The organism is Haloflavibacter putidus, assembly GCF_006546625.1.
Taxonomy (GTDB): domain Bacteria; phylum Bacteroidota; class Bacteroidia; order Flavobacteriales; family Flavobacteriaceae; genus Mesonia; species Mesonia putida.
Genome location: NZ_VIAR01000014.1, coordinates 12,644 through 39,374 on the forward strand (window position 1 = coordinate 12,644; position 26,731 = coordinate 39,374).

Here is a 26,731-nt window from a genome sequence, read left to right on the forward strand (position 1 = left end):
TCCAACTTATTAAAGCTTTTATCTTCTAAAAGAGATAAAACGGTAATAGGATATATTTCCTAAAACGGCAATTTATCTTCTTTAAAATGTAAAAGTAAATTAATCTTTTAGTAAGCCACGCGAAATAACAATCTTCTGTATTTCAGAAGTGCCTTCGTATATCTGGGTAATTTTTGCATCGCGCATTAGGCGTTCTACGTGGTATTCTTTTACATAACCGTTACCGCCGTGAATTTGTACAGCTTCTACACTAGCGTTCATAGCGGTACGTGATGCATGTAATTTTGCCATTGCCCCGCTCATATCATAATTATTACCTTGGTCTTTATCCCACGCAGCTTGCATCACCAAATGTCTGGCGGCGTGAATTTCGGTATACATATCTGCTAATTTGAAGGCGATAGCTTGGTGGTTGCAAATCTCGGTACCAAAAGCTTTTCTTATTTTAGAATATTCTCTAGCCAATTCATAAGCTCCACTGGCAATACCCAGAGCTTGAGCAGCAATTCCTATTCGTCCTCCAGAAAGGGTTTTCATTGCAAATTTAAATCCGAACCCATCGTCTCCAATTCTATTTTCTTTAGGAACTTTTACATCATTAAAATTAAGCGTATGTGTATCGCTTCCTCTAATTCCTAATTTCTGTTCTTTTGGGCCTACTTCAAACCCATCCCAACCTTTTTCTACGATAAAAGCATTAATGCCTTTATGTTTTTTCTCACGGTCTGTTTGGGCAATTACCAAATAATAATCAGCACTGTTTCCGTTGGTAATCCAGTTTTTAGTACCATTTAAAACGTAATGGTCTCCTTTATCTATTGCGGTAGTTTTTTGCGATGTCGCATCACTACCAGCTTCCGGTTCGCTCAAGCAAAAAGCTCCAATCGACTCTCCGGTGGCTAATTTTTCTAAGTATTTGTCTTTTTGTTCTTTTGTTCCGTAAGTCTCCAGTCCCCAACAAACTAAAGAATTGTTTACCGAAACGATAACCGAGGAAGAAGCGTCTATTTTGGAGAGTTCTTCCATTGCCAATACATACGAGATCGTATCCATACCGCCACCGCCGTAATCCGGTGAAACCATCATTCCTAAAAAGCCAAGTTCCCCCATTTTCTTTACTTGTTCTGTAGGGAAGCTTTGCTTCTCATCTCTCTCTATAACACCTGGTAACAGCTCGTTTTTAGCAAAATCGCGGGCTGCATCCCTAATCATTATGTGCTCTTCCGTAAGCTTAAAATCCATCTAATCTATTTTTGTTTATGATATATTTAATGAAACGCTACAAATATAGCTTTTAACTGTCAAATTTTCAATAAATATTACTTAATTTCACAGATTATGAAAAAACAAAGTTATACCGTAGTAGGGGTTATGTCCGGTACTTCCCTTGACGGAATAGACCTTGCTTGGGTAAAATTTGAGTTGCAAAACAACCAATGGAAAATACAACTACTTGCAGCGCAAACCCTTGCCTATACCGAAACTTGGCAAAAGCGACTACAAAATGCAGTTTCTTTATCTGGTTTTCAAATAGAAGAATTAGATAAGGATTATACGCTTTATCTAACCGATATAATTAGTACGTTTTTAAAAGAAAATAAAATTGAAAATTTAGATGCTGTTTGCAGTCACGGGCACACTGTTTTGCACCAACCACAAAAAAAGCTTACCAAACAAATAGGTAATTTGCCAAAATTAGCGCAATTAATACAAGAGCCTGTCGTGTGCGATTTTAGAACGCAAGATGTAGCATTGGGCGGACAAGGAGCGCCTTTAGTACCCATTGGAGATGCTTTACTCTTTACGGAATATGATTTTTGTTTAAACCTTGGCGGCTTTGCAAATCTCTCTACCGTAAAAAACAGAAAGCGTATAGCTTATGATATTACCGCCGTAAACACCGTTCTTAATTTTCTGGCCAAGCAATTAGGAGAAAAATTTGATTGTGATGGAAAGCTGGCTGCTTCGGGTAAAATAAACCAAGAATTACTTAAAAAATTAGATGCCGTTGCTTTTTATCAACAAAAACCTCCAAAATCTTTAGGTATAGAATGGGTAGAAGCTACTATTTTACCTTTACTGAAAGCTTCAAACGCTACAACTGCTAATAAAATGGCTACTTATAATGCGCATATTTCTACTCAAATAGCGACCAATTTATCTACTTCTCAAAAAACTACTTGCTTGGTCACAGGCGGCGGAGCCTTCAATAAACATTTAATAAAAAGTATTGCTGCAAAAACCAAAACCCGTTTAGTTTTACCTGCTTCACAAATAATCGATTTTAAAGAAGCAATAATTTTTGGTTTGTTGGGCGTTTTAAAGTTACGAGACGAAATCAACGTGTTTCAGAGCGTTACCGGAGCTTCTAAAGACCACGTTGCAGGAAAAGTTTATTCTTATCGAAAATCTTCTTAATAAAGTGTTAAGAAGTTTAGGCTTTGTTTATCTTTGTGCAACCCAAAAATCAGCAAACTTATAATGAAAGAATTACTTAGAAAATACGAAAAAAAGCAACCGGAAATTGTTTTTAATTGGAAAGACCCAGAAACCGAGGCAGAGGGCTGGACGGTAATCAATTCTTTACGGGGCGGAGCAGCTGGTGGCGGCACCAGAATGCGTAAAGGTCTCGATAAAAATGAGGTTTTATCGTTAGCAAAAACAATGGAGATAAAATTTACCGTCTCGGGGCCGGCAATTGGTGGTGCTAAATCGGGTATAAATTTCGATCCGACAGACCCGCGAAAAGAAGGTGTTTTAAAAAGATGGTTTAAAGCTGTTTCTCCGCTTTTGAAAACATATTATGGTACCGGTGGCGACATGAATGTAGACCAACGTACAGATGTTATTCCCATTACGCAAGGTTATGGCGTGAGTCATCCGCAAGAGGGGGTATTTCAAGGACACTTTCAAACCAGTGAGCAAGAAAAAGAAATTAGAATAGGGCAACTCCGCAAAGGGGTTTCCAAAATAATAGAAGAAACAAAGTTTCTTCCTAATACACAAAAGCAATATACAATTGGCGATATGGTTACCGGTTTTGGAGTTGCCGAAGCGGTAAAGCATTATTATACTATTTACAACAAAGATATAATAGGTAAAAAAGCTATTGTACAAGGTTTTGGCAATGTAGGCGGCGCGGCCGCTTTTTATTTGGCACAAATGGGCGTTCGCGTGGTTGGAATTATAGATAAAAACGGTGGACTAATAAAAGAGGATGGTTTTGGTCTAGAAGAAATAAAAGAGCTTTATGAAAATCGAAAAGGCAATGCGCTGTATGCAGATAAGATGCTTTCTTTTCATAAAGTTAATGAGGAAATCTGGAAAATGGGAGCTCAAATTTTTGCGCCCTGTGCGGCTTCCAGACTGGTTACTAAAAATCAGGTAGAAAGTATGGTAAATAATGGTTTAGAAGTTATTTCTTCTGGAGCTAATGTCCCTTTTGCAGATAAAGAAATATTTTTTGGTTCTATAATGGAGTATACAGATGAACGAGTAGCTTTACTACCGGACTTTATTTCCAATTGTGGTATGGCACGCGTTTTCAATTACCTTATGCAAGAAGATGCAGTTATAACAGATTCTGCTATTTTTGAAGATACTTCGGCTACTATAAAGGACGGTATACAGCGTATTTACGATAAAAACCCTGAAAATTCTAACCTAAGTAAAACGGCTTTCGAGATAGCCCTAAAACAACTTTTATAGTTTTTTGAAATGACAAGTTTAGTAATCGTAATCTTTGTGCTGGGTTATTTAACCATCACATTGGAACATCCGTTAAAATTAGACAAAGCCGTTCCCGCCTTGCTCATGGGAACCCTAATGTGGGCCATTTTATCTATCGGCTTTAATTATGGTTGGTTTGATATTATTAATTATAAAGGAGACGTGTTTAGCCTTATTGAAGGCGAATCTGCCCAAGATGCCTACGGTTTTAAAAGAAACCTTATGCATCACTTTAGCGAAATAGGTGAAATTCTGTTCTTTTTGCTTGGTGCGATGACCATTGTAGAAATTATAGATTTACACCGTGGTTTCGGGATAATCAAAAAAGTAATTCAGCCTAAAAGCAAACGGAAACTTCTTTGGATAATGGGTATTCTAGCCTTTGTTCTTTCAGCAATAATAGACAACCTAACCGCTACAATAATTTTAATGACACTATTACGAAAAATAGTGGCGCGTAAGCAATACCGCATTTGGTATGCCGGTCTTATTGTAATTGCGGCCAACGCCGGCGGAGCCTGGTCTCCAATTGGAGATGTTACTACCACTATGTTGTGGATAGGAGGCAAAGTGACCGCTTTAGGATTGTCTGAATATGTTATCGTGCCTTCTATATTATGTTTTATTGTACCGTTTTTTATTGCTTCCAGAATGAAAGCATTTAAAGGCAAAGCTATACGAAAAGAATTAATCGTACACGAAGATATGGAGCGTTTGCTAAGTAGTAAAACTATGTTATACGTAGGATTGTCTGCAATTGTTTTTGTGCCAATTTTTAAAGGCATTACCGGTTTACCGCCTTATTTGGGTATGATGTTTAGTTTAGGCGTAGTGTGGTTGGTTTCAGAATATATTCAACCGGTTAAAAACCTTCCGAAAAGACAGAAATACTTATACTCTACACACCGGGCGCTTTCTAAAATTGAATTTTCCAGTATTTTATTTTTCTTAGGAATCTTACTGGCTGTAGCAGCTTTACAAAGCATGGTTTTTGGTGATATAGAAGGCGTGCAAGTAGGTACTTTGCGTTATGCGGCAGAAAGTATATCTAACACAATTCCTAATATGGATGTGGTGGTTATACTGTTGGGAGCTTTATCTTCTTTAATAGATAATGTGCCAATGGTGGCTGCAACAATGGGTATGTATACGTTTGAAGTAGATAGTCCTATTTGGCATTTTATAGCTTATTCTGCCGGGACCGGTGGTAGCTTGCTTATTATTGGCTCTGCAGCCGGCGTAGCCGCAATGGGTATAGAGAAAATAGATTTTATTTGGTATTTAAAAAAAATAAGTTGGTTAGCCTTAATCGGGTTTTTATCTGGAGGGCTAGTCTTTATATTTATTGAGAAATTTTTATATAGTTAAAATTTCAAAGCTAAAAAATTGCTATAAATTTGCCTTTAGGGAAGTAAAATTTTAGAAACCGGATAATTTAAGCCGGGAAAACACGTTATTCAACTTAAACACTACTATTTATGCTAACAATTTTATTGCAGGATGCGGCGCAACAAATTACAGAAGAGACCGATCCGGCGACACAAGAAAAGACCTTATCGTTTATCGAGCTAATTTTTAGCGGCGGCGTGGCCGGAACGGTAATAATTGCAATTTTGTTTGTCTTACTAATAGTAGCTATGTATATTTATTTTGAACGCTTGTTTGCCGTAAAAGGAGCCTCTAAAACAGATCCTAATTTTATGGCGCAAATAAAAGATAATGTTGCCAATGGTAATATAGAAGCTGCAAAAATTAGATGTGCACAAGAAAACTCGCCGGTTGCACGCCTTACCGAAAAAGGAATTTCCAGAATTGGTAGTCCGTTAGAAGACATCAATACCGCCATAGAAAATGCCGGTAGGTTAGAGGTTTATAAGTTAGAAAAAAACGTAAGTATTCTAGCTACAATTGCCGGTGCCGCCCCAATGATTGGTTTCTTAGGAACCGTAATTGGTATGGTCTTGGCTTTTCACGAATTGGCAACCAGTAGCGGTCAAGCTGAAATGGGTAATTTGGCAGAAGGTATTTATATTGCCATGACAACCACAGTTGCCGGTCTAATTGTGGGAATTATTGCCTATATTGGTTACAACCATTTAGTAGTAAAAACAGATAAAGTGGTGCACCAAATGGAAGCAACAGCAGTAGACTTTTTAGATCTTTTAAACGAACCTGCTTAATATGAATTTAAGAGGAAGAAATAAAGTTAGTCCGGAGTTTAGTATGTCTTCCATGACAGATATTGTATTTCTGTTATTGATCTTTTTTATGCTAACCTCTCCGGTAATTACACCAGAAGCTTTAGATTTAATTTTACCCCAAGCCAAAGGTAAAACTACCAACAAGCATAATGTTTCGGTAAGCATTAATAAAGATTTGCAAGTTTTTATCAATTCCGAAAAGATAGCGGGAGATCGTTTAGAATTAGAATTACAAAAACGCCTTAAAGGCGTAGAAGATCCTACTATAATTTTACGTGCAGAAGAAAGCGTGCCTATTCAAGATGCGGTAAATGTGATGGATATTGCCAAACGCAACAAATATAAAATTGTCTTGGCAGTAAAACCCTGATTATGGCTTTTATAAAAACCAAATACGAAAAGAAATCTTTTGTCATAACGACAATAATAACCTTGCTATTGCTTTTTTTGCTTTTCTTTTTTGGATTAACCTATTTAGATCCGCCACCAGAAAACGGTATCGCTGTTAATTTTGGTACCACAGATACCGGTGCCGGAGAACAGCAACCTACACAGCCGGTAAAAACAGCGCCACAGCAAAACACGCCTGCGCCAACTCCGCAACAGCAAGAGGCAACGCCAAATGTTACAGAAGAAGTAATTAACCAAGATACCGAAGAAGCGCCGGTAATAGAAGAAAAAGAAGAGAAGAAAGAAGTTTCTGAAGAGAAAAAACCGGAAGAAGAAGTAAAAGAACCGGTAAAAACCGAAACGCCCCCTAAAGAAGTAGAAGAAAAACCTGAGCCAAAGCCAGATCCAAAACCAGATAAAGCTACTACAGATGCTATGAATAGCATTTTAAATGGTCCAGAGAATAACGGACAAGAAACAGAGGGAGAAGGTAACGATGCCAGTGGTGGCGATAAAGGCGATCCGGATGGAGATCCAACGGCTTCTTCTTATTACGGACAAGGAAAAGGTTTAGACGGAGATGGTAACTATCGCCTTGGCGGAAGAAAAGCTTTAAATAAAGAAAAATTTGTGCAAGATTGTAACGAGTCTGGTGTAGTGGTTGTAAAAATAGAAGTAAACCAAAAAGGCGAAGTAATCAATGCAGTGCCGGGCGTTAAAGGGACCACCAACACGGCCAATTGCTTGTTAAAACCTGCAAAAAAGGCAGCCATGGCAACCAAATTTAACAGTGATGTCAATGCTCCAATAAAGCAAACAGGCTATATAGAATACGAGTTTAAACTTTCTGAATAATAGTATATGAACTATTCTGAAACCCTACAATGGATGTTTCAGCAGTTACCCATGTATCAAAAGCAGGGGAAAACCGCTTTTAAAAAAGACCTTACCAATTCCTTAGCACTTAGCAAACATTTAGGCCAGCCGCAAGAAAAATTTAAAAGTATTCACGTGGGCGGCACTAACGGCAAAGGATCTGTAAGTCATATTTTAGCTGCAATTTTACAAGCGAATAATTATAAAGTTGGGCTGTATACCTCGCCGCACTTAAAAGATTTTAGAGAACGCATAAAAGTAAATGGTAAGGAAGTTTCGCAAGATTTTGTAGTAAATTTTATTGCAGACAATAAGCTATTTTTAGAAAAGCAAAAACTATCCTTTTTTGAAATGAGTGTTGGGATGGCCTTTGACTATTTTGCACAACAAAAAGTAGATATAGCTATAATAGAAGTTGGTTTGGGCGGACGTCTAGATTCTACTAATATTATTCAACCAATTTTAAGCATTATAACAAACATTGGTTTAGACCATATACAATTGCTTGGTGATAGTTTGCAAAAAATTGCAGTAGAGAAAGCGGGCATTATAAAAGAGAATACCCCGGTTATAATTGGAGAAACGCAAAAAGAAACGAAAGATGTTTTTGAAGAAACGGCCAAAAATAGGCAAGCTTCTATAATTTTTGCCGATAAAGAAAACGAGAAAACCTATACCAGCGATTTAAAAGGCAACTACCAACAAAAAAACATACAGACAGCTGTAGCCGCTGTTAAGGTTTTAAAAGATTTGGGGTGGAAGTTAGCAGAGATAAAAACACTTGCTGCTTTAAAACAGGTAAAGCAACTTACAGGCTTTAAAGGTCGATGGCATATTTTACAGAAGGCTCCCAAAATAATTGCGGATACGGCGCATAATGCAGAAGGTTTGCAATATGTTTTACGACAACTGCAAGAAGAAGAATTCGAACAGCTGCACCTTGTTTTTGGCGTGGTAAACGATAAAAATCTGGATACTATTTTGCCGATGCTACCAAAAAAAGGATTGTATTATTTTTGTTGCCCGAATATTCCGCGTGGTAAACCGGTAAAAGAATTACAAGCAGAAGCGGCTAAAGCAAACTTAAAAGGAGACGTATTTAACACAGTTTCAGAAGCTTTAAATGAGGCGAGAGCTAATGCAGATAAGAAGGATTTAATCTTTGTGGGTGGCAGCACTTTTACCGTAGCAGAAATAATTTAATTTTTTTCGATTTTTATTTTGTACAATGTAAAAATGGTTTATATTTGCATCCGCATTACAGCAGTAAGGGCGCGTAGCTCAGTTGGTTCAGAGCACTTGGTTTACACCCAAGGGGTCAGGGGTTCGAATCCCTTCGCGCCCACAGAAAATAAAAGTTGGTAAGAAATTACCAACTTTTTTATTTTTATACCTGGTTCAATTTTCTTGAAAAATTTTTATCACAAATAATCTAAACTTCTTTCTAGGGCCATTTTTCGGGATCCCTTAATCAAAACAGTTCCGGTTTTTATCGGATTTTTTTCTAAGTGATTTGCAAAATCTTTCCAATCAATAAATTTTTTTGCAGCAGAAGAAGTTTTGGTTTTTGAAAAATAACTACCTATTAGAAAAACATTATCTAGATGTAAATTACTCAGTTTATCTACTATCGCCTGGTGTTCTTCTAATGCTTTTTCCCCAATCTCCAACATATCTCCCAGAATAACAGATTTAGATTCGGTTTCTAAGCCTTTAAGATTTTGCAAGGCTAATGTCATGCTAGTTGGGTTTGCGTTATAAGCGTCTAAGATTATTTTAAGCTTATTTTTATTAAGAAGCTGGCTGCGGTTGTTGGAAGGTGTATATTCTTCTAACGCAATTTTAATCTGTTTATCCGGAACTTTAAAATATAAACCAATAGCAACAGCTGCCGAAAGATTTTTAGCATTATAAACACCAATCAAGCGGCTGGTAAGCGTTGTATTGTTATAACAGAGTTTTACAAACGGATCGGCTTCTAAGAAAGTTATCTGAAAGTCTGCCGATTTTCCTTCGCTAAAACTAATAACCTGAGAAAATTCACTTTGTTTTACTTGTAAATCGTCGTCGCGATTGATAAAAATAGTAGCGTTTTTCTTCCGTAAATAGGTATAGAGTTCACTTTTTCCTTTTATCACACCTTCAAATCCTCCAAAACCTTCTAAGTGTGCTTTTCCAAAATTGGTTATATAACCAAAGTCTGGTTCTGCTATTTTACATAGATTCTCAATTTCTTTTTGATGGTTTGCACCCATTTCTACAATGCCTACTTCGGTTTCTTTGGTAAACTCCAGTAAGGTAAGTGGCACGCCAATATGGTTGTTAAGATTGCCGCTAGTGGCTTTTACTTTGTACTTTTTAGATAAAACTGCTTTTACCAGCTCTTTTGTGGTAGTTTTACCGTTGCTGCCGGTAATGGCAATGATATTGAGGTTTAAATAATTTCGGTGGTAGTTGGCTAGGTTTTGTAAACTTTCTAAAACATCGTGTACTAAAATGCACCGGCTGTTTTTTACGTATTTTTCTTCATCAACCACAGCGTAACTAGCCCCGCTGTCTAAGGCTTTCTCAGCAAAAGTATTCGCATTAAAATTTTCGCCCTTTAAGGCAAAAAATAATTGATTGGATTTTAGTTTTCTGGTATCTGTGCAAACGCCGCTACTATTTAAAAAAAGCTGATGAATTTCTGAGGTGGTGGTCATAAGTGTAAAAATAAAAAGTCCTTTAATATAAAATTAAAGGACTTTTGCGAATTAGAATAGCTTTTATAGAAATTTTAATTTCTAGACTTGGTTCCTTTTTGTGATTTTGAACCTACTCGAGACATTGCATTTCTAAACCCGATATAGTCGGTTGCCATATCTTGTGGAAAATATCTACGTTGCGCAGGATCTAGCCAATAAGCACGATCTCTCCAAGAACCGCCTTTATATACACGAACTTCGTTATCTATGAGTGTTGTTCTGCTAGAAGAGCTGTCATATTCGCGTGCCATTTCTCCGGCACCGGTAGAGTCTCTTTCTACGCTTACTTTATGCTTAGGAGCATTATACATACGTTCTGATTCTGCTAAATCGCCAGCTTCACGAAAGTATTTAGAAGATTCTTTATCTCCGTCTCTAAAATCTCTATTATCGCTTTTTGTAAATTGTGTTCTTAGGTAAGTGTCTTCTTCCGTAACGGCTTCTTGTTTAATTTCTCCAGGAAGCGTGCGTGCTACAATGTTACCATTACTTAAGGTGTCAAACTCTATAGAGTCTGAGGTCACTATTTCTACTTTTCCATCTTTACCAATAGCGTTTTTGGTATAAACGTTACCACGGTAATAATTAAAGTCATTAAACTCATCGTCTACGATTGGTCGGTATACATCGGCTACCCATTCGGCTACGTTTCCGGCCATATCATAAAGACCGTAATCGTTTGGAGGGTAACTTTTAATTTCGTTGGTTATATCTGCGCCATCATCACTCCATCCGGCAATACCGCCGTAATCACCATCTCCTTGTTTAAAGTTGGCTAATTGATCTCCGCGGGTTCTTCTTTTTCCGGCTCTAGTATATTGACCGTCCCAAGGATATTTTTTTCTTCCACGATATTTGTTGTAGTCTCTAACACTAGACATTCCTAAAGCAGCGTATTCCCATTCTGCTTCTGTAGGTAAACGGTAAGCCGGTTGTAAAATACCGTCTTTACGCTGTACGTAAGAAGGGGCTTTTGTTCCGGTGCTATCACCTGCGCCGCCTCTTCTGTTGGCCATTCGTTCTGATTCTCTACCGCCTTTGGTCATTTCTTCGTCACCGCCATAAACTTGTGATGGTGCGTTGATATAGGTTTCTGTGTTAAAAGTTTTATCAGCATCTGTTTCAAAGCGAGCACCATCTTTGGTGTACCCTTTTTCTTCTAATAATGCTTCGTTAACACGATCTGTACGCCATTGGCTAAATTCTGTAGCCTGTATCCAGTTTACACCTACTACCGGATAGTTTTGATAAGCCGGGTGACGTAAATAATTATTGGTCATAGTTTCGTTATACCCTAGACGGTTTCTCCATACCAAAGTATCTGGTAATGCGCCTACATAAATAGTTTTATAACGATCTTCCGAAGGAGGGAAAGTCATTTTTAACCAATCTAAGTATTGCAAATACATTCTGTTGGTTACCTCTGTCTCATCCATATAGAAAGATTGTACGTGTTGTTGGGTTGGAGTGTTATTCCAATCATGCATCACGTCGTCCTGCACACGTCCCATTGTGAAGGTTCCTCCTTCAACAAAAACTAGACCTGGCGCGGCTTCTTGTCCACTATATTTGGTTTGATACTTCATATTCCCGTCTTTTCCGGTTAAGTCCCAACCGGTTGCGCGAGAATTATTCTTATAATCTCTAGAGTTGTTACATCCTATTAAAAGGCCTGTAAATACAACTGCAGATAAGGTTTTAAGAGCGATTTTAAATCTCATAATACTCAATAAGTTTGTAAAAATTTTGGGGTTGCAATATAATAATTCGTGCTAAATTAACAAGTTTCTTTTAAGATTTTAGGATTTAAACGTATTTAACGTTTCTAAGTTAATAACGATATGGCTACGAATATAGTATGTTTCTAACAAAAAATATATTTTTGCAGCAATAAATATAATACAAAAAATTATTTAACGTTATCCTTGTTCTATGAAGTTAACCTACGTCATACTTATCTCTGTGCTATTCCCGGCAATGCTTTTAGGGCAACAAAAAAAATTTGTAATAGACTGGCAAGGACAAGCAGATATAAAAACCCTACCAGAACACAAGACGTTTTTTCTTCCTGTTTTTCAAAGCGAAAATTATCAATACGATTATTATAAGGATGCGATTTCATTTGTAGCACAATGGCAAGAAACCGGGCAAATTGAGTCATCTAAGCTTACGCAGGTTTCTTACGCTTCTATTACTGCTACCGAATTAAAAAATCTAAACACCAATAATATACCGCAAGAGCCAAAGTTGCAACTCTCTGCTGCCAAGGCAAAAAACCGTTCTTATTTCGTGTTAGAATTATCGCCCATTGTAAAGCAAAACGGTACTTTTAAAAAAATAACTTCCTTTAGTATAGCCTATACAAAATCTAGCAGTCGTTCGGCAGCTTCTCTTATCAATGCGGTTCCGCCAATTAGTAATTCTGTATTGAGCTCCGGAGATTGGTTTCGGTTTTATGTAGATAAATCGGGGGTATATAAATTGTCTAGATCTTTTTTAGAAAGTTTAGGACTGAACCTGAACAATATTGACCCTAGAACTATTCGTATTCATGGCCACGGCGGTGATATGTTGCCTTTACGGAATAGCGTAAATTTGCACTACGACATTCCGGAAACGGCAATTCAAGTAATTGGAGAAGAAGACGGAAGTTTTGATAACCAAGATTATATTTTGTTTTATGCCAAAGCTGTAAACGATAAATGGAGCCAAGAAAACAAAACCAACCTTAATTTATATGCAAAACGCTCCTATTATTATATAAGTGCTGGCGCGCAAAATGGTTTGCGTATAAATAATTATGCAGAACCAAGTGCTAGCGCCACGCAAACCATCTCTACTTTTGATGCTTACCAATATTATGAGGTAGACGAGCATAGCGTGGCAAAAACCGGCCGGCGATGGTTTGGCGATAGATTTGATGTGCAGAACGAAAAAGAATACACCTTTAATTTTCCCAATTTAGATACTTCCGAACCTATAGAAATCACGGTAAATGCAATTTCTGCATCAGAATCTTCTTCCAGTAGTTTTGCAATTTCCGTAAACGGAAGTCAAACAGACCAACTTACTTATGCTGCTATCAATGATAATGTATATGCAAGAGAAGCAGAAACCACGCAAAATGTTTCGGTTAGTAACGACGAAGTAAAAGTAAAATTAACCTATAATAATGGTGGTAATCCTGCCAGTTTGGGATTTTTAGATTATATAAACATTCACGCCAAACGCCAATTAATTGCTGCTAATAAGCAGTTTGAGTTTAGCTTTACGGAAGCTGCTCTGGCTAACGGAATTGCAGCATATCAAATTTCTAATGCCGCTGCAATAGAGCAGGTTTGGGATATTACCAATTTGCAAAACGTTAGTACAATCTTTAATCAGGACAGTCAAAATACCTTTAGTTTTAAAGCAAACTTAGGCGAAGAGCGAAAGTATATTGCCATAAGTCCACAAGATTATTACACACCTTTAAAAGAAGGAAACCCAAAAGTTGCTAATCAAAACCTAAAAGGAAACGTCTTTAAAGGACAAGACGGTAATTTTCAAGATATAGATTACCTTATTATTAGTCCGGCATTTTTAATGCAACAAGCCAACAGATTGGCCCAGCATCGTTCGCAGCGCGATAATTTAAATATTAAAGTAGTATTAGATACAGATATTTATACCGAGTTTAATAGCGGGAAACAAGATATTGGTGCCATAAGAAATTTTATAAAATACATTTATGACAATGGCAGTCCGGGAAACAAAATTAAATATGTTGGTTTATTAGGCGATGCCTCGGTAGATTTTAAAGACCGCTTGCAAAACAACAATAACATTCTTCCTATTTATCAAAGTTTATCCAGTTTTAGTTTAGGAGCGCGTACCACTGCTTCAGACGATTTTTACGGAATGATGGACCCAGAAGAAGGGACAATGATTACTAACGATAAGCTAGATATTGCCGTAGGAAGAATTTTAGCAGATTCGCCGCAGAGTGCAAAAACCTTTATAGATAAAATAATAGATTACGAAAGTAGAGAGGCCTACGGTAGATGGCGCAACAATTTCTTGCTTATTTCAGACGATGCAGATGTGCCAGGTTCGGGCGGATTTCAGTTGCAAGAAGATTTAGATAGCATTGGCGAAAATATTCGAATAAATAAACCTTTTATTAATGTAAAGAAAATACATAGCGATGCTTTTCAACAAGTTTCTACTGCCGGCGGGCAACGTTACCCAAAAGTAAACGAAGCAATTTCTAATGCTATAGAAGTTGGGGCTTGCGTGGTAAACTATTTCGGGCACGGCGGTGAAAACGGTTTAGCTTCTGAGAGAATTATAACCATAGACGATATAGAAAGCTGGCAAAACAAAAACAAATACAATCTTTTTGTCACGGTAACTTGCGAGTTTACCCGTTTCGATAATCCGTTGCGCTTGTCTCCGGGAGAAATTAATTTAGCAAAGGACCAAGCCGGTTCTGTAGCTATGGTGACCACCACACGAAAAATTAGCGTTATAACTGGGAAGCAGTTTAATTTTGCTCTGGGGCCTTATTTGTTTGACTATGGCAACACCAATAATTCTATTGCCGAGTCCGTTCGGTTAACCAAAAATGAAATCTCCGGTTCAGACAGGCGTGTGGTATTTTATTTTGGCGATCCAGCCATGAAATTAGCCTTGCCCGAACCAAAAATAAGATTAACAGCTATTAACGATAAACCTTTTCCGCAGCAAAACGATACCTTAAAAGCTTTGGATAGAATAAAATTTGCCGGCGAGGTGGTTAATGAAAATGGTAGTTTGTTATCTAATTACAACGGAATTTTATCTACCAGCGTTTTTGATAAGAGAATAGATCGGGAAACTTTAGGGAATGATGGCACAATGGTAGACCACGATGATAATTCTCAAACACCGAGTGTTTTAGGTATTATGGATTTTACCACCTTGGGCGAAATTATTTTTCGCGGACAAGCGTCTGTAAATAACGGCAAATTTGAATTTGATTTTGTAGTGCCCAAAGACATCACAATTCCTGTAGGCAATGGCCGGGTTAGTTTTTATGCAGAAAACAAAGAAGTACTATTAGATAATCGCGGGTATAGCAATTCTATTTTGGTAGGAGGTATAAATGAAAACGCCCCCGAGGATAATTTAGGACCGGAAATACAGTTATATATGAACGACGAAACTTTTGTTTCCGGTGGCATTACCAATTCTTCGCCATTTATTTTGGCAAAACTCGCAGACGAAAACGGTATAAATACTGCCAGTGGCATTGGTCATGATTTGGTTGCCATTTTAGACGGCGATGAAACCGACCCAATTGTTCTAAACGACTATTATGAGACAGAAGTAGACGATTATGCCCAAGGCACGGTAAATTATAAATTGCGCAACCTAGAAGAAGGTTTGCACACTTTGACTTTTAAAGCTTGGGATGTGTATAATAATTCCAGTACAGCAGAAATTCAATTTCGTGTAGCAGACAATCAGGATTTAAAAATTACCAAAGTGCTTAATTATCCAAATCCGTTTCATACTTATACCGAGTTTTGGTTTAACCACAACCGCCCGTTTGAGCCGTTAGAAGTACAAGTGCAGGTATTTACCGTTTCCGGAAAAATAGTCTGGACGCATAACCAATTAATAAATACAGAAGGCTTTTTATCGCGCGAAATAACTTGGGACGGCCGGGACGATTTTGGTGATAGAATAGGAAAAGGCGTATACATTTATAAGTTAAGCGTAAAATCTACGTTATCTAACAAGAAAGTCGAGAAATTTGAAAAGCTCGTTATCCTCTAATTATAATAAAAATCTATATTTGTCAAAATATTTTATACTTGTATGAGAAAAATAACTTTTTTACTGCTAACCGCAATTTTGTTTATTAGCAACAAAACCAAAGCGCAAGACGAAATCACAATTAAAGATAGAACCATTACCACGGCAGTACCGTTTTTATTAATCTCCGGAGACGCTAGAGCTTCTGGTATGGCAGACCAAGGTGTTGCAACCCCCGTAGACGCTTATTCCCAGCAATGGAACCCCGCAAAATATGTTTTTTCCGAAAAGCAGCAAGGCGTAGGTATTTCGTATGTGCCTTATCTTAGAGAATTGGCCAACGATATTAACGTAGGGCAAGTAAATTATTTTAACCGTATTAACGAACGAAGTGCTTTTGCTGCAAGTTTACGCTATTTTAATTTAGGTGAAATTGAAGCGCGAGATACGCCAGATCAAGAAGCCTTATTATTAAAACCTAATCAGCTTTCTTTTGATTTAACCTACGCTTTACGCCTTTCGGAACAATTTTCTATGGCGGTAACCGGTAGGTACATCCGTTCAGATTTACAATTACAAACCTCTAATGAAGACGCTTCTGCAGCAAACTCATTTGGGGTAGATGTTTCTGCTTTTTACCAATCAGAAGAGATTGCTTATAGCGATTTTAATGGGCGTTGGAGAGGTGGTATCAATATCTCTAATATTGGTCCAAAAATAAAATACGACGATGCCGGACAAGAAAGTTTTATACCTACCAATTTTAAAGCCGGTGCCGGTTTCGATTTTATCTTAGACGCCGCTAATACTGTTGGAGTGTATGGCGAGATAAATAAACTCTTAGTGCCAACGCCAAGCGATTCTAATGACGATGGTCGTATAGACCGCGAAGACGATTGGTATAACGAGAGTCCGTTTGGCGCTATATTTTCTTCTTGGGGAGACGCACCAGATGGCTTTAGCGAAGAGTTAAAAGAAATTACTTGGGCTTTAGGAGCAGAATACCGTTATGAAGATAGCTTTGCTTTTAGGTTAGGATATTTTAACGAGAGCGATGTAAAAGGGTTTAGAAAATTTTTATCGCTAGGAGCAGGGTTTAAATACTCTGTAATTAATATAGACGCGTCATATTTGTTTTCTACTGCCAAGAAAACCACCAATCCCTTAGAAGGAAGTTTGCGTTTTAGTCTTTCCTTTAACTTTGGCGAAGAATATACAGAGTACTAAAAATGTTTAGTTAAATCAACAAAATAAAAAGCATCAATTTTTTTAATTGGTGCTTTTTATTTTAGCACAACTATTTGTAACTTTAACCTATGAAAGAAACCGAAATACGGGTAAAATTCGAAGTTTACCAAGACTTGCAAGAATTGCCGGAAAATACCCGAAATTTAATGTCGCACGCCTTTGCGGCAAGAGACAAAGCTTACGCCCCTTATTCAGAATTTTTGGTAGGAGCCGCGCTGCTTCTGGAAAACGGCGAAATTATAACCGGTAGCAATCAAGAAAACGCTGCTTATCCCTCGGGTTTATGTGCAGAAAGAACCGCCATATTTTATGCTGGTGCAAAATACCCGGATGTAAAAATAAAGCAGTTGGTTATTTCGGTAAAATCGCTTAAACGCACCATAAAAGTTCCCACGCCACCTTGTGGTTCTTGTCGTCAAGCTATAGCCGAATATGAGTTTAAACAAAAGCAACCCATTGCAATTTATTTTATGGGAGAAAGCGGAGAAATACTAAAATCAGACTCCTTAATAAATATTTTACCCTTGGCATTTGACAGTAGTTTTATGTAGACCGCTTTTTTAAATCAAAAGTGTTTTGCTTTAAGGCTTATTGTCTTATTTTTGTGCTTGCGTTTCTGGTAACGCCTTAAAAATTAATTTCATGAAAGAGATAACTAAAGAGACATACATTAAGTGGTATGAAGATATGCTGTTTTGGCGCAAGTTTGAAGACAAGTTGGCGCAAGTATACATTCAGCAAAAAGTAAGAGGATTTTTGCATTTGTATAACGGGCAAGAAGCTATTTTGGCCGGGGCATTGCACGCGATGGATTTGAAAAAAGATCGTATGATAACCGCTTACCGTAACCACGTACAACCAATAGGTTTGGGTGCAGACCCAAAACGTGTCATGGCAGAACTTTACGGAAAAAAAACAGGAACTTCAAAAGGTTTAGGAGGTTCTATGCACATTTTTTCTAAAGAACACCGTTTTTATGGCGGTCATGGTATTGTTGGTGGGCAAATTCCGTTGGGAGCAGGATTGGCTTTTGGCGATAAATACCACAAGCGCGATAATGTAACCTTAACCTTTTTAGGAGATGGCGCCGCCAGACAAGGAACGCTACACGAAACGCTAAACTTAGCAATGACGTGGAAACTTCCGGTAGTTTTTTGTGTAGAAAACAATGGTTACGCAATGGGAACTTCCGTAAAGCGAACTTCTAACAGCCTAGATATTTGGAAACTAGGTTTAGGATACGAAATGCCTTGCGGTCCTGTAGATGCTATGAATCCTGAAAAAGTTGCAGAAGCTTTAGACGAAGCTATCTCACGTGCCAGAGCAGGTAACGGCCCAACCTTTTTAGATTTAAAAACCTATCGTTATCGCGGTCACTCTATGAGTGATGCGCAAAAATACCGTACCAAAGACGAAGTAAAAGAGTACCAAAAAATAGATCCTATTATAACGGTATTAAACAAAATAAAAGAAAACGACTGGCTGTCTGAAGAAGAAATTAAAAAGATTAAGAAAGACGTAAAAGATCGTGTGGCAGAATGCGAAAAATTTGCAGACGAGTCAGAATTTCCGGAAACCAACGTAATGTACGATGCGGTTTACGAGCAAGAAGATTATCCTTTTTTATCACATAAATTATAAAACCTATGGCTGAAGTTATTAATATGCCAAGATTGAGCGACACTATGGAAGAAGGTGTGGTTGCAAAATGGCTAAAACAAAAAGGAGATAAAGTAGAAGAAGGCGATATTTTGGCCGAGATTGAGACAGATAAAGCCACAATGGAGTTTGAGTCTTTTCATAACGGTACGCTGCTTTATATTGGTATTGAAGAAGGAGAAGCTGCCCCGGTAGATTCGCTTTTAGCCATTATAGGAGAAGAAGACGAAGATATAGAAGATTTGATAAAAGAAGCTAAAAGCGCTGATAAAGAAGAAAAATCTGACGATAAAACCGAAGAAAAAGAAGAAACCAAAGAAACTTCAGATAAATCTACTACAGAAGAAAAGTCAAAAGAAGAAAGTGAAATACCAGATGGAGTAGAGGTTATAAATATGCCACGACTTTCTGACACGATGGAAGAAGGAACCGTTGCCCAATGGCTAAAACAAGAAGGTGATGAAGTAGAGGAAGGCGATATCTTAGCCGAGATAGAAACAGATAAAGCTACAATGGAGTTTGAAAGTTTCTACAGCGGTATTTTACTTTACATAGGCGTAAAAGAAGGCGAAACCTCACCAGTAGAAGAACTTTTAGCTATTATAGGTCCGGAAGGGACAGATGTTTCTGCTATTGTAGAAAAAACCAAGAACGGCGAAAGTCCTAAAAAATCCTCTTCTAAAGAAGATAAAGAAAACGAAGAAAATTCGGCAGAAAAAGATAGTCAACAAGAAACAGAGGTGCAACATACCAACGATTCTGGAGGACGTATTTTTGCTTCGCCATTGGCCAAGAAAATGGCGCAAGAAAAAAATATAGATTTAACCAATGTAAAAGGCTCGGGAGAAAATGGTCGCATTGTTAAAAAAGATATAGAAAATTACCAGCCTTCACAAAAACCGGCTGCTAAAAAAGAACAACCCACAAAAGCGCCACAAGCAGAAAAACCTGCTTCTAGTGCCGTAGAAGTTTTTACGCCGGCAGGAGAAGAAAGTTTTGAAGAGGTTAAAAACTCGCAAATGCGCAAAACTATTGCCAAGCGTCTTGCCGAATCAAAATTTAATGCGCCGCATTATTATCTAACAATAGAGTTAGATATGGATAAAGCAATGGAAGCTCGTAAACAAATAAACGAGATGCCGGACACTAAAATATCTTTTAATGATATGGCTATAAAGGCCTCGGCTATGGCTTTACGGAAACATCCGCAGGTGAATTCACAGTGGAAAGGAGAGGTTACTCAAATTGCCAAGCATATTCATATTGGCGTGGCCGTAGCAGTAGATGAAGGCTTGGTTGTACCGGTTTTAGAATTTGCAGACCAAATGCCAATGACGGCTATTAATGCTAACGTAAAAAACCTAGCAGGAAAAGCACGTGATAAAAAATTGCAACCCAAAGAGATGGAAGGTAGCACATTTACAGTTTCTAATTTAGGAATGTTTGGCATTGTAGAATTTACCAGTATTATTAACCAGCCTAATTCCGCAATTTTATCTATAGGTACAATTGTAGAAAAGCCGGTGGTTAGAAATGGCGAGATTCAAGTTGGTAACACAATGAAGGTGACTTTAGCCTGCGACCATAGAACGGTAGATGGCGCAACCGGAGCCAAATTTTTACAAACTTTTAAAACCTATATGGAAAATCCGGTAACTATGCTGGCATAACCCATTATATAATCGTATCAAAATCCCGTTTTCAACGGGATTTTTTTATCTTTAGGCTTTTGTCATTTATTTAAGCAACTTATGAAGAAAATTTATCATTTTGTAACACTCGTGTTTTTAGGTTTTGTTTCTTTCGCGCAAGAAACTACGCCAAAGTTAGAGAATAGATTTTTAGAAGAAACTTTAACCTATTTGGCTTCAGACGAGTTAGAAGGAAGAAAAACCGGCACCGAAGGAATAGAAAAAGCAGCGGTTTATATGGAAAATATCTTTACGGAAAGTAAACTGCAACCCTTTTTTACAACCTACAGAGATAGTTTTAAAGTTAAAGGTCAAACAGGTTATAATTTAGTAGCTTTAAAAGAAGGCAACGACCCAGAACTAAAAGAAGAATATATAGTTCTCGGCGCGCATTATGACCATATTGGCAAAGTAAAAAAAGATGTAGATGGCGATTTTATCGCCAACGGCGCCAACGATAATGCTGCCGGTACCACAGCGGTTGTGGCCTTAGCAAAGCAATTTGCGCAAATAGAAACCAAGCGCAGTATTTTGTTTGTACTTTTTTCTGCCGAAGAAGAAGGTTTAGAAGGTTCTAAACATCTGGCTAAGAAATTGGACGAAGCAGAGACAGATATATATGTTTTATTAAATTTCGAAATGATTGGTGTTCCTTTAAAAGGAGAAAGTTACCAAGCTTATTTAACCGGCTACGAAAAATCTAATCTGGCAGAGAAGTTTAACCATTATGCCGGAGAAAAAGTATTAGGTTTTTTCCCGAAAGCGCAAGAATTTCAGCTTTTTAAACGTAGCGATAACTATCCTTTTTATAAGTATTTAAACATTCCGGCGCAAAGCCTAAGCACCTTCGATTTTTCTAACTACGATTATTATCATCACGTAAAAGACGAAAGTGATTTAATGGATTTTGCCCATATGCGCAAACTCATAGAAAGTATGTCGCGCGGAATTGAAAAAATGGCCAACACTCCCGAAAAAGAAATTTACTTAACCCCGAAAAAATAAGACAATGTCTAAAAATATAATTATTACCGGTACCAGCAGAGGTATAGGTTTTGAATTGGTGCAAATTTTAGCCAAAATGGGTCATTCTATTTTGGCACTTTCCCGACAAGAAAAGACGGTAACAGATTTGCAATTAGAAAACGTTCACGCTTTTTCTTGCGATATCAACAACCCGCAGGACTTAAAAAAAGTAAAAGAATATATAGAAGGCAATTGGAAACAGGTAGATGTGTTAATTAATAACGCCGGTAAAATTGTAAATAAAGCCTTTACGGAAATAAATGTAGAAGAGCTGGAAGCGGTTTATAAAACCAATGTTTTTGGGGTTTTCGAAATCACCAAGCTTATCTTGCCTTATTCAAACAAAGAAAGTCATGTACTAACCATTAGCAGTATGGGCGGGATACAAGGCAGTGTAAAATTTCCTGGACTATCAGCTTATAGTTCCAGTAAAGGCGCGGTAATGACCTTAACAGAAGTATTGGCAGAAGAATATAAAGATAACGGTCCAGCATTTAATGTATTGGCACTTGGCGCAGTACAAACCGAAATGTTAGAAGAGGCTTTCCCGGGTTATAAAGCGCCCGTAAGCGCTAATAAAATGGCGCACTATATTGCAGATTTCGCCTTAACCGGACAAGAATTCTATAATGGTAAACTCTTACAAGTTTCCAACTCTACGCCGTAGATAAATGAAAAATATCCTACAGAAATATTTACCCGAGCGGGCTGTAGAACCGGTTTTTGCCTTAATAACGCAAAACGGAGTACATTTAAAAATTGTAAACGAGCGTAAAACCCGCCATGGCGATTATCGTAAAATAAACGGGCATGTAATTATTACCGTAAATGCCAATCTAAATAAGTACAAATTTCTAATTACCCTGGTACACGAAATCGCGCATCTTGTAGCATTCGAAAAATATGGTATGTACATAAAACCGCACGGCAGGGAGTGGAAACACACTTTTAAACATTTAATGCTGCCTTTTATAAATCCGGCGGTTTTTCCGCAGCAACTTTTACCGGTTTTGGCCAAGCATTTTAGAAACCCCAAAGCCAGTAGCGATACAGACGCTCATCTTTCTATTGCCTTAAAAGAATTTGATGCTAAAAACGATAAAAACTATATCTTTGAAATTCCTATTGGCAGTACCTTTAGAATTTATAATGGGCGCGTTTTTAAAAAAGGAAGAAAGCGCGTAAAACGTTATGAATGTTTAGAACTTGCAACCGGGCAAACCTATATTTTTCAGCCCAATGCAGAAGTAGAATTGTTAAAAACCCAAGTTAATGAATAAGAATTATTATGCAGTTATTATGGCCGGAGGCGTTGGTTCTCGATTTTGGCCGGTGAGCACGCAGGCTTTTCCAAAACAATTTCATGATATTTTGGGAACGGGAGATACCCTTATTCAAACTACTTATAAACGTTTAAACAAGTTGGTACCGCAAGAGAATATTTTGGTGTTAACCAATTCTGCATATAAAACTTTGGTGCAACAACAGTTGCCCGACTTAGAAGAAAACCAAATTGTATTAGAACCGGCTATGCGCAATACTGCACCTTGCATTTTATTGGCGGCATTAAAAATTCAGGAAGAAAATCCCGATGCTTTAATGATGGTAGCGCCCAGCGACCATTGGATAGAAGATGAAAAAGCTTTTGTAGAAAATTTACAAATGGCTTATGACGCATGCCAACGACAAGATTTATTAATGACTTTAGGCATTAAACCAACATTTCCCAACACCGGATATGGTTATATACAATACGCAGAAGAAGGTAATACACCTATAAAACCCGTAGTGAAATTTACAGAAAAACCAGATTATAAAACCGCTCAATCTTTTTTAGAAAAGGGAACGTATTTATGGAATGCCGGTATATTTATCTGGAGTATTAAAAGCATTACCAAGGCTTTTGAAAAGCATATGACGCAATTATACACGATGTTTTTAGAAGTTAAATCGGCTTTAAATACCGAAAAAGAAGAAAGTGCTTTATTGCAATTTTATCCGCAGGCAGAAAACCTTTCTATAGATTATGCCATTATGGAAAAAGCCGATAATGTATGTGTGATTCCGGCTAATTTTGATTGGAATGATCTGGGCTCGTGGGGAGCTTTGCACGAACAGCTACCAAAAGATGAAAATAACAATGTGGTAATGCAAGCCAAACCGCATCTTATTAATACCAAAAATACCATTGTTCGTACGCAAAAAGATAAAGTAACTATTATAGATGGTTTGGAAGATTATATAGTGGTAGAAAATAAAAAAGTTTTACTTATCTTTCCGCAGGATAAACAACAAGAAATCAAAGAAATTCGTTCTGCTATTGGGCAAAAATATGGCGAAGATTTGGTCTAATATTTAATGGAAAAAGAACAAAACGCACAAGAAACTTCTAACCAAAAGCTTTCTGAAGACCTTAAAGGAACAGCACAAAGCTTGCGCAGTTTTATCTCGGAACTTTTAGATATTCGTAGTGATACAGACAGAGATTCTACCATAGAAGCGGTAAAAAAAGACATTCCCTTTAAAGGCCACAATGCGTGGATTCTTATCTTCTCTATTTTTGTGGCTTCTATTGGCTTAAACGTAAATAGTACAGCTGTAATTATTGGTGCGATGCTTATTTCTCCCTTAATGGGACCAATTGTAGGAATGGGACTTTCTGTTGCTATTAACGATATAGATACTTTGCGCCGCTCTTTGATAAATCTTGGTGTTATGGTGGGTCTTAGTGTACTTACCGCTTTTTTCTACTTTAGCATAACGCCGCTTACCGGCAGTAATTCTGAGCTGGAAGCGCGTACCTATCCTACTATTTTAGATGTTTTGGTAGCTATTTTTGGTGGTCTGGCACTGATTGTGGCAAAAACCAAAAAAGGAACCATTGCCAGTGTTATTTTTGGGGTGGCAATTGCAACCGCTTTAATGCCGCCTTTATGTACGGTAGGTTACGGTTTGGCAGAAGGTAATTGGTCAGACGCCGGTGGCGCTTTATATCTTTTTTCTATCAATGCAACTTTTATAGCACTTTCTACTTTTGTGGTTTCTAAACTATTGGGCTTTCCTTTGGTAAAGTATGCCAATTCCAAACGTAGAAAAAGAATTGCACAAATGGCTTCTATCATTGCCATTATCGTGATGGTACCCAGCGTATATTTGTTTTATAATATGTTGCAGGAATCTTATTTTAAGCAAGATGCCAAGAAATTTGTAGAAGATGAATTGATGGTTTATAATGAATCTTTTCTGCAGAAAAATGCTACAATAACCGAGTATAATTCTGGGCTTGACCCTAAAATAGAAGTTTCCTTTTTAGGAAAAGAAATTCCTTCTTCTGTAATTGGTCTTTGGCGCGAAAAGATGAAAAAGTATCCTAATTTGCGTAACTCTTCGCTTATAATTTTACAAAATGAAAATACAGAATCTTTTGATAAGCTGCAGTATATGCAAGAATTTAAACGCAGAGATTCTATTAATTTACTGAATAAAGACGAGCGTATTGTTTATTTAGAACAAGAATTATCACGTTTACGGAAGTTTCAAAAGCAGCAAATACCTTTTGTGAGCATTAGTAAAGAAGTAGAGATAAACTACGAGAACCTTAGCGAAATTAGCTATGCAGATAAGATAATTAGTAATTTCAATACCATAGATACCTTGCCCGAAATCAGTTTGGTTTGGAAAGCAAATTTGCCCAAAGAAAAGCAATTGGCACAAGAAACTAAACTGCGTAAATGGTTAACTTATAAATTGAATTTAGACACCTTGGTAGTGGTAAGTAAATCGGCAGCTGTTAAAGCCCTTTAAGTTGTGCTTCGCGCACTTTTTTAAAGAGGTCTGAAGAATATACAAAGTTGGTAACTGCCTTATTCTCTGTCTTAAAAATTTCGCTGTTATTACCTTGCCAGGCTAAATTTCCTTTCTGGAGAAAAATAATATTTTCACCAATTTCCAGCACAGAGTTCATATCGTGGGTGTTGATAACAGTGGTAATATTATTTTCGTGGGTTATTTCTTGAATTAAATTATCTATAATCATAGCAGATTTTGGGTCTAAACCAGAGTTTGGCTCATCGCAAAACAAAAATGTTGGTTCGTTAACAATGGCTCTGGCAATGGCTACCCGTTTTTGCATTCCGCCACTAATTTCAGAAGGATATTTATGGTTTACATTTTTGAGGTTTACGCGCTTTAAAACTTTGTTTACACGCCCCATCATTTCGTCTTTTTTAAGTTTGGTAAACATCCGTAAAGGAAACATTACGTTTTCTGCAATTGTCATAGAGTCAAACAAGGCGCTTCCTTGAAAAACCATACCCATTTTCTTTCGTAAATCTCGTTTTTCTTCCGCGTTAAGCGTAGAATAATCTACATCGTTATATTTTATAGTGCCTTGTTCAGGGCTAAATAAACCCAAAAGACATTTCATAAAAACGGTTTTACCAGAACCTGATTGCCCGATTATTAAATTGGTCTTACCTTGAAAAAATTCGGTAGTAATACCTTTTAATATCTCTTCGCCATTAAATCCTTTATGTAAATCTTCTACTTTTATCATTAACTAAGCAATAATTGGGTTAAAATATAATTTACGATAATAAGCATTACGCTAGTCCACACAAAAGATGTAGTACTGGCTTGCCCAACTTCTAATGCGCCGCCCTTCATATAATAACCGTGATAGGATGGTACGGTAGCCAAAATAAGGGCAAAAAAGAAACTCTTTATAAAAGCATAAGCCAAATGGTACGGGATAAAATCTTCTTGCAAGCCGCTTAAAAATTGATCGCTTGCTATAAACCCGCCAAAAACACCTGCCATATAAGCACCCAAAATACCAAGAAACATAGAAATAGCAATTACAAACGGATAGAGTAAAAGCGCTATTATTTTGGGGAAAACCAGATAATTGGTAGAGTTTATACCCATAACTTCCAATGCGTCTATTTGCTCTGTTACGCGCATTGTACCAATACTAGATGTGATATAACTGCCCACTTTTCCTGCCATTATAATAGAAATAAAAGTAGGCGAGAACTCTAAGATAATAGATTGGCGCGCAGTAAAGGCAATTAAACTCTTAGGTATTAACGGATTGTTGAGGTTTAACGCAGTTTGAATAGTTACTACCGCGCCCAAAAAAAAGGAAATAAATATAACAATTCCCATAGAATTGATAATTAAATCGTCTATCTCCTTAAAAATTAATTGACGTAGAACAGAAGCTTTGGTCATTCTTCTAAACACGTCTTTTAACATGATGAAATATTGACCTATATCGTGAAGGTATTTCATTAAAAGTGTTTTTGTAAAGCTAAAATAGCAAAAATAATTACCAAAGTATTTAACTTACAATTAATCTTTAAGCTCAAAACATTTATAACTTTGT

22 protein-coding genes and 1 tRNA gene are annotated in these 26,731 nt (G+C 37.3%); 18 read left to right on the forward strand and 5 right to left on the reverse strand.

What is annotated here, in order from left to right; genetic code table 11:
- Positions 1–99: 99 nt before the first annotated feature.
- Entirely contained in the window at positions 100–1,242 is a 1,143-nt protein-coding gene (locus FKR84_RS11925; RefSeq protein WP_141422546.1) for an acyl-CoA dehydrogenase, read from the reverse strand.
- A gap of 96 nt (positions 1,243–1,338) precedes the next feature.
- Here FKR84_RS11925 and FKR84_RS11930 point away from each other — a divergent pair, with 96 nt between their 5' ends.
- From FKR84_RS11930 to FKR84_RS11965, 8 genes are all read left to right on the forward strand, one after another.
- Positions 1,339–2,418 carry an anhydro-N-acetylmuramic acid kinase gene (locus FKR84_RS11930; protein ID WP_141422547.1) on the forward strand — a complete coding sequence of 360 codons (1,080 nt, stop codon included), beginning with the start codon at positions 1,339–1,341 and terminating at the stop codon, positions 2,416–2,418.
- Between the two features lie 63 nt (positions 2,419–2,481).
- Complete coding sequence (locus FKR84_RS11935) at positions 2,482–3,708, forward strand: Glu/Leu/Phe/Val dehydrogenase dimerization domain-containing protein (protein WP_141422548.1); 1,227 nt, start codon at positions 2,482–2,484, stop codon at positions 3,706–3,708.
- Positions 3,709–3,717: 9 nt separating this feature from the next.
- A complete protein-coding gene (nhaD, locus tag FKR84_RS11940; protein WP_141422549.1) occupies positions 3,718–5,097 on the forward strand; it encodes a sodium:proton antiporter NhaD in 1,380 nt (459 codons plus the stop codon).
- A gap of 110 nt (positions 5,098–5,207) precedes the next feature.
- On the forward strand, positions 5,208–5,909 hold the full coding sequence (locus FKR84_RS11945; protein WP_141422550.1) for a MotA/TolQ/ExbB proton channel family protein: 702 nt from the start codon (positions 5,208–5,210) through the stop codon (positions 5,907–5,909).
- 1 nt (position 5,910) lies between these two features.
- Positions 5,911–6,300, forward strand: coding sequence for an ExbD/TolR family protein (locus tag FKR84_RS11950; RefSeq protein WP_141422551.1), 390 nt, complete (start codon positions 5,911–5,913; stop codon positions 6,298–6,300).
- Positions 6,301–6,302: 2 nt separating this feature from the next.
- Complete coding sequence (locus FKR84_RS11955; RefSeq protein WP_141422552.1) at positions 6,303–7,175, forward strand: energy transducer TonB; 873 nt, start codon at positions 6,303–6,305, stop codon at positions 7,173–7,175.
- 6 nt (positions 7,176–7,181) lie between these two features.
- Positions 7,182–8,399 (forward strand): bifunctional folylpolyglutamate synthase/dihydrofolate synthase, encoded by a 1,218-nt coding sequence (locus tag FKR84_RS11960; protein ID WP_141422553.1) that lies wholly within the window; start codon positions 7,182–7,184, stop codon positions 8,397–8,399.
- A 67-nt stretch (positions 8,400–8,466) separates the two neighbouring features.
- A tRNA-Val gene (locus FKR84_RS11965) sits at positions 8,467–8,541 on the forward strand.
- 76 nt (positions 8,542–8,617) lie between these two features.
- Here the strand turns inward: FKR84_RS11965 and FKR84_RS11970 are convergent.
- A complete protein-coding gene (locus FKR84_RS11970; RefSeq protein ID WP_141422554.1) occupies positions 8,618–9,898 on the reverse strand; it encodes a UDP-N-acetylmuramoyl-tripeptide--D-alanyl-D-alanine ligase in 1,281 nt (426 codons plus the stop codon).
- 74 nt (positions 9,899–9,972) lie between these two features.
- Complete coding sequence (gene gldJ / locus FKR84_RS11975; RefSeq protein WP_141422555.1) at positions 9,973–11,661, reverse strand: gliding motility lipoprotein GldJ; 1,689 nt, start codon at positions 11,659–11,661, stop codon at positions 9,973–9,975.
- A gap of 211 nt (positions 11,662–11,872) precedes the next feature.
- Here gldJ and porU point away from each other — a divergent pair, with 211 nt between their 5' ends.
- The 10 genes from porU to FKR84_RS12025 all read left to right on the forward strand — a co-directional run bounded on the left by porU (position 11,873) and on the right by FKR84_RS12025 (position 25,149).
- Entirely contained in the window at positions 11,873–15,742 is a 3,870-nt protein-coding gene (gene porU, locus FKR84_RS11980; RefSeq protein ID WP_141422556.1) for a type IX secretion system sortase PorU, read from the forward strand.
- Positions 15,743–15,784: 42 nt separating this feature from the next.
- Complete coding sequence (gene porV, locus FKR84_RS11985; RefSeq protein ID WP_141422557.1) at positions 15,785–16,948, forward strand: type IX secretion system outer membrane channel protein PorV; 1,164 nt, start codon at positions 15,785–15,787, stop codon at positions 16,946–16,948.
- Positions 16,949–17,037: 89 nt separating this feature from the next.
- On the forward strand, positions 17,038–17,520 hold the full coding sequence (locus FKR84_RS11990; RefSeq protein ID WP_141422558.1) for a cytidine deaminase: 483 nt from the start codon (positions 17,038–17,040) through the stop codon (positions 17,518–17,520).
- Positions 17,521–17,611: 91 nt separating this feature from the next.
- Positions 17,612–18,610 carry a pyruvate dehydrogenase (acetyl-transferring) E1 component subunit alpha gene (gene pdhA, locus FKR84_RS11995; RefSeq protein WP_141422559.1) on the forward strand — a complete coding sequence of 333 codons (999 nt, stop codon included), beginning with the start codon at positions 17,612–17,614 and terminating at the stop codon, positions 18,608–18,610.
- Between the two features lie 5 nt (positions 18,611–18,615).
- Positions 18,616–20,298, forward strand: a complete 1,683-nt coding sequence (locus tag FKR84_RS12000) for a pyruvate dehydrogenase complex dihydrolipoamide acetyltransferase (RefSeq protein WP_141422560.1) — start codon at positions 18,616–18,618, stop codon at positions 20,296–20,298.
- 81 nt (positions 20,299–20,379) lie between these two features.
- Positions 20,380–21,324 carry a M20/M25/M40 family metallo-hydrolase gene (locus FKR84_RS12005; RefSeq protein WP_141422561.1) on the forward strand — a complete coding sequence of 315 codons (945 nt, stop codon included), beginning with the start codon at positions 20,380–20,382 and terminating at the stop codon, positions 21,322–21,324.
- Between the two features lie 4 nt (positions 21,325–21,328).
- On the forward strand, positions 21,329–22,012 hold the full coding sequence (locus FKR84_RS12010) for an SDR family NAD(P)-dependent oxidoreductase (protein WP_141422562.1): 684 nt from the start codon (positions 21,329–21,331) through the stop codon (positions 22,010–22,012).
- Between the two features lie 4 nt (positions 22,013–22,016).
- Entirely contained in the window at positions 22,017–22,625 is a 609-nt protein-coding gene (locus tag FKR84_RS12015) for a SprT-like domain-containing protein (protein ID WP_141422563.1), read from the forward strand.
- Complete coding sequence (locus FKR84_RS12020) at positions 22,618–23,697, forward strand: mannose-1-phosphate guanylyltransferase (protein WP_141422564.1); 1,080 nt, start codon at positions 22,618–22,620, stop codon at positions 23,695–23,697. Before FKR84_RS12015 ends, FKR84_RS12020 begins: the two co-directional genes overlap by 8 nt.
- A gap of 6 nt (positions 23,698–23,703) precedes the next feature.
- Positions 23,704–25,149, forward strand: a complete 1,446-nt coding sequence (locus tag FKR84_RS12025; RefSeq protein ID WP_141422565.1) for a DUF389 domain-containing protein — start codon at positions 23,704–23,706, stop codon at positions 25,147–25,149.
- Here FKR84_RS12025 and FKR84_RS12030 read toward each other — a convergent pair.
- A complete protein-coding gene (locus tag FKR84_RS12030; RefSeq protein WP_141422566.1) occupies positions 25,136–25,900 on the reverse strand; it encodes an ABC transporter ATP-binding protein in 765 nt (254 codons plus the stop codon). The two genes, FKR84_RS12025 and FKR84_RS12030, sit on opposite strands and share 14 nt — an antisense overlap.
- Positions 25,900–26,637: an MlaE family ABC transporter permease gene (locus FKR84_RS12035; protein WP_141422567.1), complete on the reverse strand. Its 738-nt coding sequence runs from the start codon at positions 26,635–26,637 to the stop codon at positions 25,900–25,902. The genes FKR84_RS12030 and FKR84_RS12035 overlap by 1 nt, the downstream gene beginning before the upstream one ends.
- Positions 26,638–26,731: the final 94 nt, after the last annotated feature.

Bases quoted from the DNA above. Each gene is read 5' to 3' on its own strand.
- nhaD (WP_141422549.1), top strand. From the start codon at position 3,718: ATGACAAGTTTAGTAATCGTAATCTTTGTGCTGGGTTATTTAACCATC.
- FKR84_RS11930 (WP_141422547.1), top strand. From the start codon at position 1,339: ATGAAAAAACAAAGTTATACCGTAGTAGGGGTTATGTCCGGTACTTCC.
- FKR84_RS12000 (WP_141422560.1), top strand. From the start codon at position 18,616: ATGGCTGAAGTTATTAATATGCCAAGATTGAGCGACACTATGGAAGAA.
- FKR84_RS12010 (WP_141422562.1), top strand. From the start codon at position 21,329: ATGTCTAAAAATATAATTATTACCGGTACCAGCAGAGGTATAGGTTTT.
- porV (WP_141422557.1), top strand. From the start codon at position 15,785: ATGAGAAAAATAACTTTTTTACTGCTAACCGCAATTTTGTTTATTAGC.
- FKR84_RS11950 (WP_141422551.1), top strand. From the start codon at position 5,911: ATGAATTTAAGAGGAAGAAATAAAGTTAGTCCGGAGTTTAGTATGTCT.
- FKR84_RS12035 (WP_141422567.1), bottom strand. From the start codon at position 26,637: ATGAAATACCTTCACGATATAGGTCAATATTTCATCATGTTAAAAGAC.
- FKR84_RS12030 (WP_141422566.1), bottom strand. From the start codon at position 25,900: ATGATAAAAGTAGAAGATTTACATAAAGGATTTAATGGCGAAGAGATA.
- FKR84_RS12005 (WP_141422561.1), top strand. From the start codon at position 20,380: ATGAAGAAAATTTATCATTTTGTAACACTCGTGTTTTTAGGTTTTGTT.
- FKR84_RS11925 (WP_141422546.1), bottom strand. From the start codon at position 1,242: ATGGATTTTAAGCTTACGGAAGAGCACATAATGATTAGGGATGCAGCC.
- pdhA (WP_141422559.1), top strand. From the start codon at position 17,612: ATGAAAGAGATAACTAAAGAGACATACATTAAGTGGTATGAAGATATG.
- FKR84_RS11945 (WP_141422550.1), top strand. From the start codon at position 5,208: ATGCTAACAATTTTATTGCAGGATGCGGCGCAACAAATTACAGAAGAG.
- FKR84_RS11955 (WP_141422552.1), top strand. From the start codon at position 6,303: ATGGCTTTTATAAAAACCAAATACGAAAAGAAATCTTTTGTCATAACG.
- FKR84_RS12015 (WP_141422563.1), top strand. From the start codon at position 22,017: ATGAAAAATATCCTACAGAAATATTTACCCGAGCGGGCTGTAGAACCG.
- FKR84_RS11990 (WP_141422558.1), top strand. From the start codon at position 17,038: ATGAAAGAAACCGAAATACGGGTAAAATTCGAAGTTTACCAAGACTTG.
- gldJ (WP_141422555.1), bottom strand. From the start codon at position 11,661: ATGAGATTTAAAATCGCTCTTAAAACCTTATCTGCAGTTGTATTTACA.
- porU (WP_141422556.1), top strand. From the start codon at position 11,873: ATGAAGTTAACCTACGTCATACTTATCTCTGTGCTATTCCCGGCAATG.
- FKR84_RS11935 (WP_141422548.1), top strand. From the start codon at position 2,482: ATGAAAGAATTACTTAGAAAATACGAAAAAAAGCAACCGGAAATTGTT.
- FKR84_RS11960 (WP_141422553.1), top strand. From the start codon at position 7,182: ATGAACTATTCTGAAACCCTACAATGGATGTTTCAGCAGTTACCCATG.
- FKR84_RS11970 (WP_141422554.1), bottom strand. From the start codon at position 9,898: ATGACCACCACCTCAGAAATTCATCAGCTTTTTTTAAATAGTAGCGGC.
- FKR84_RS12020 (WP_141422564.1), top strand. From the start codon at position 22,618: ATGAATAAGAATTATTATGCAGTTATTATGGCCGGAGGCGTTGGTTCT.
- FKR84_RS12025 (WP_141422565.1), top strand. From the start codon at position 23,704: ATGGAAAAAGAACAAAACGCACAAGAAACTTCTAACCAAAAGCTTTCT.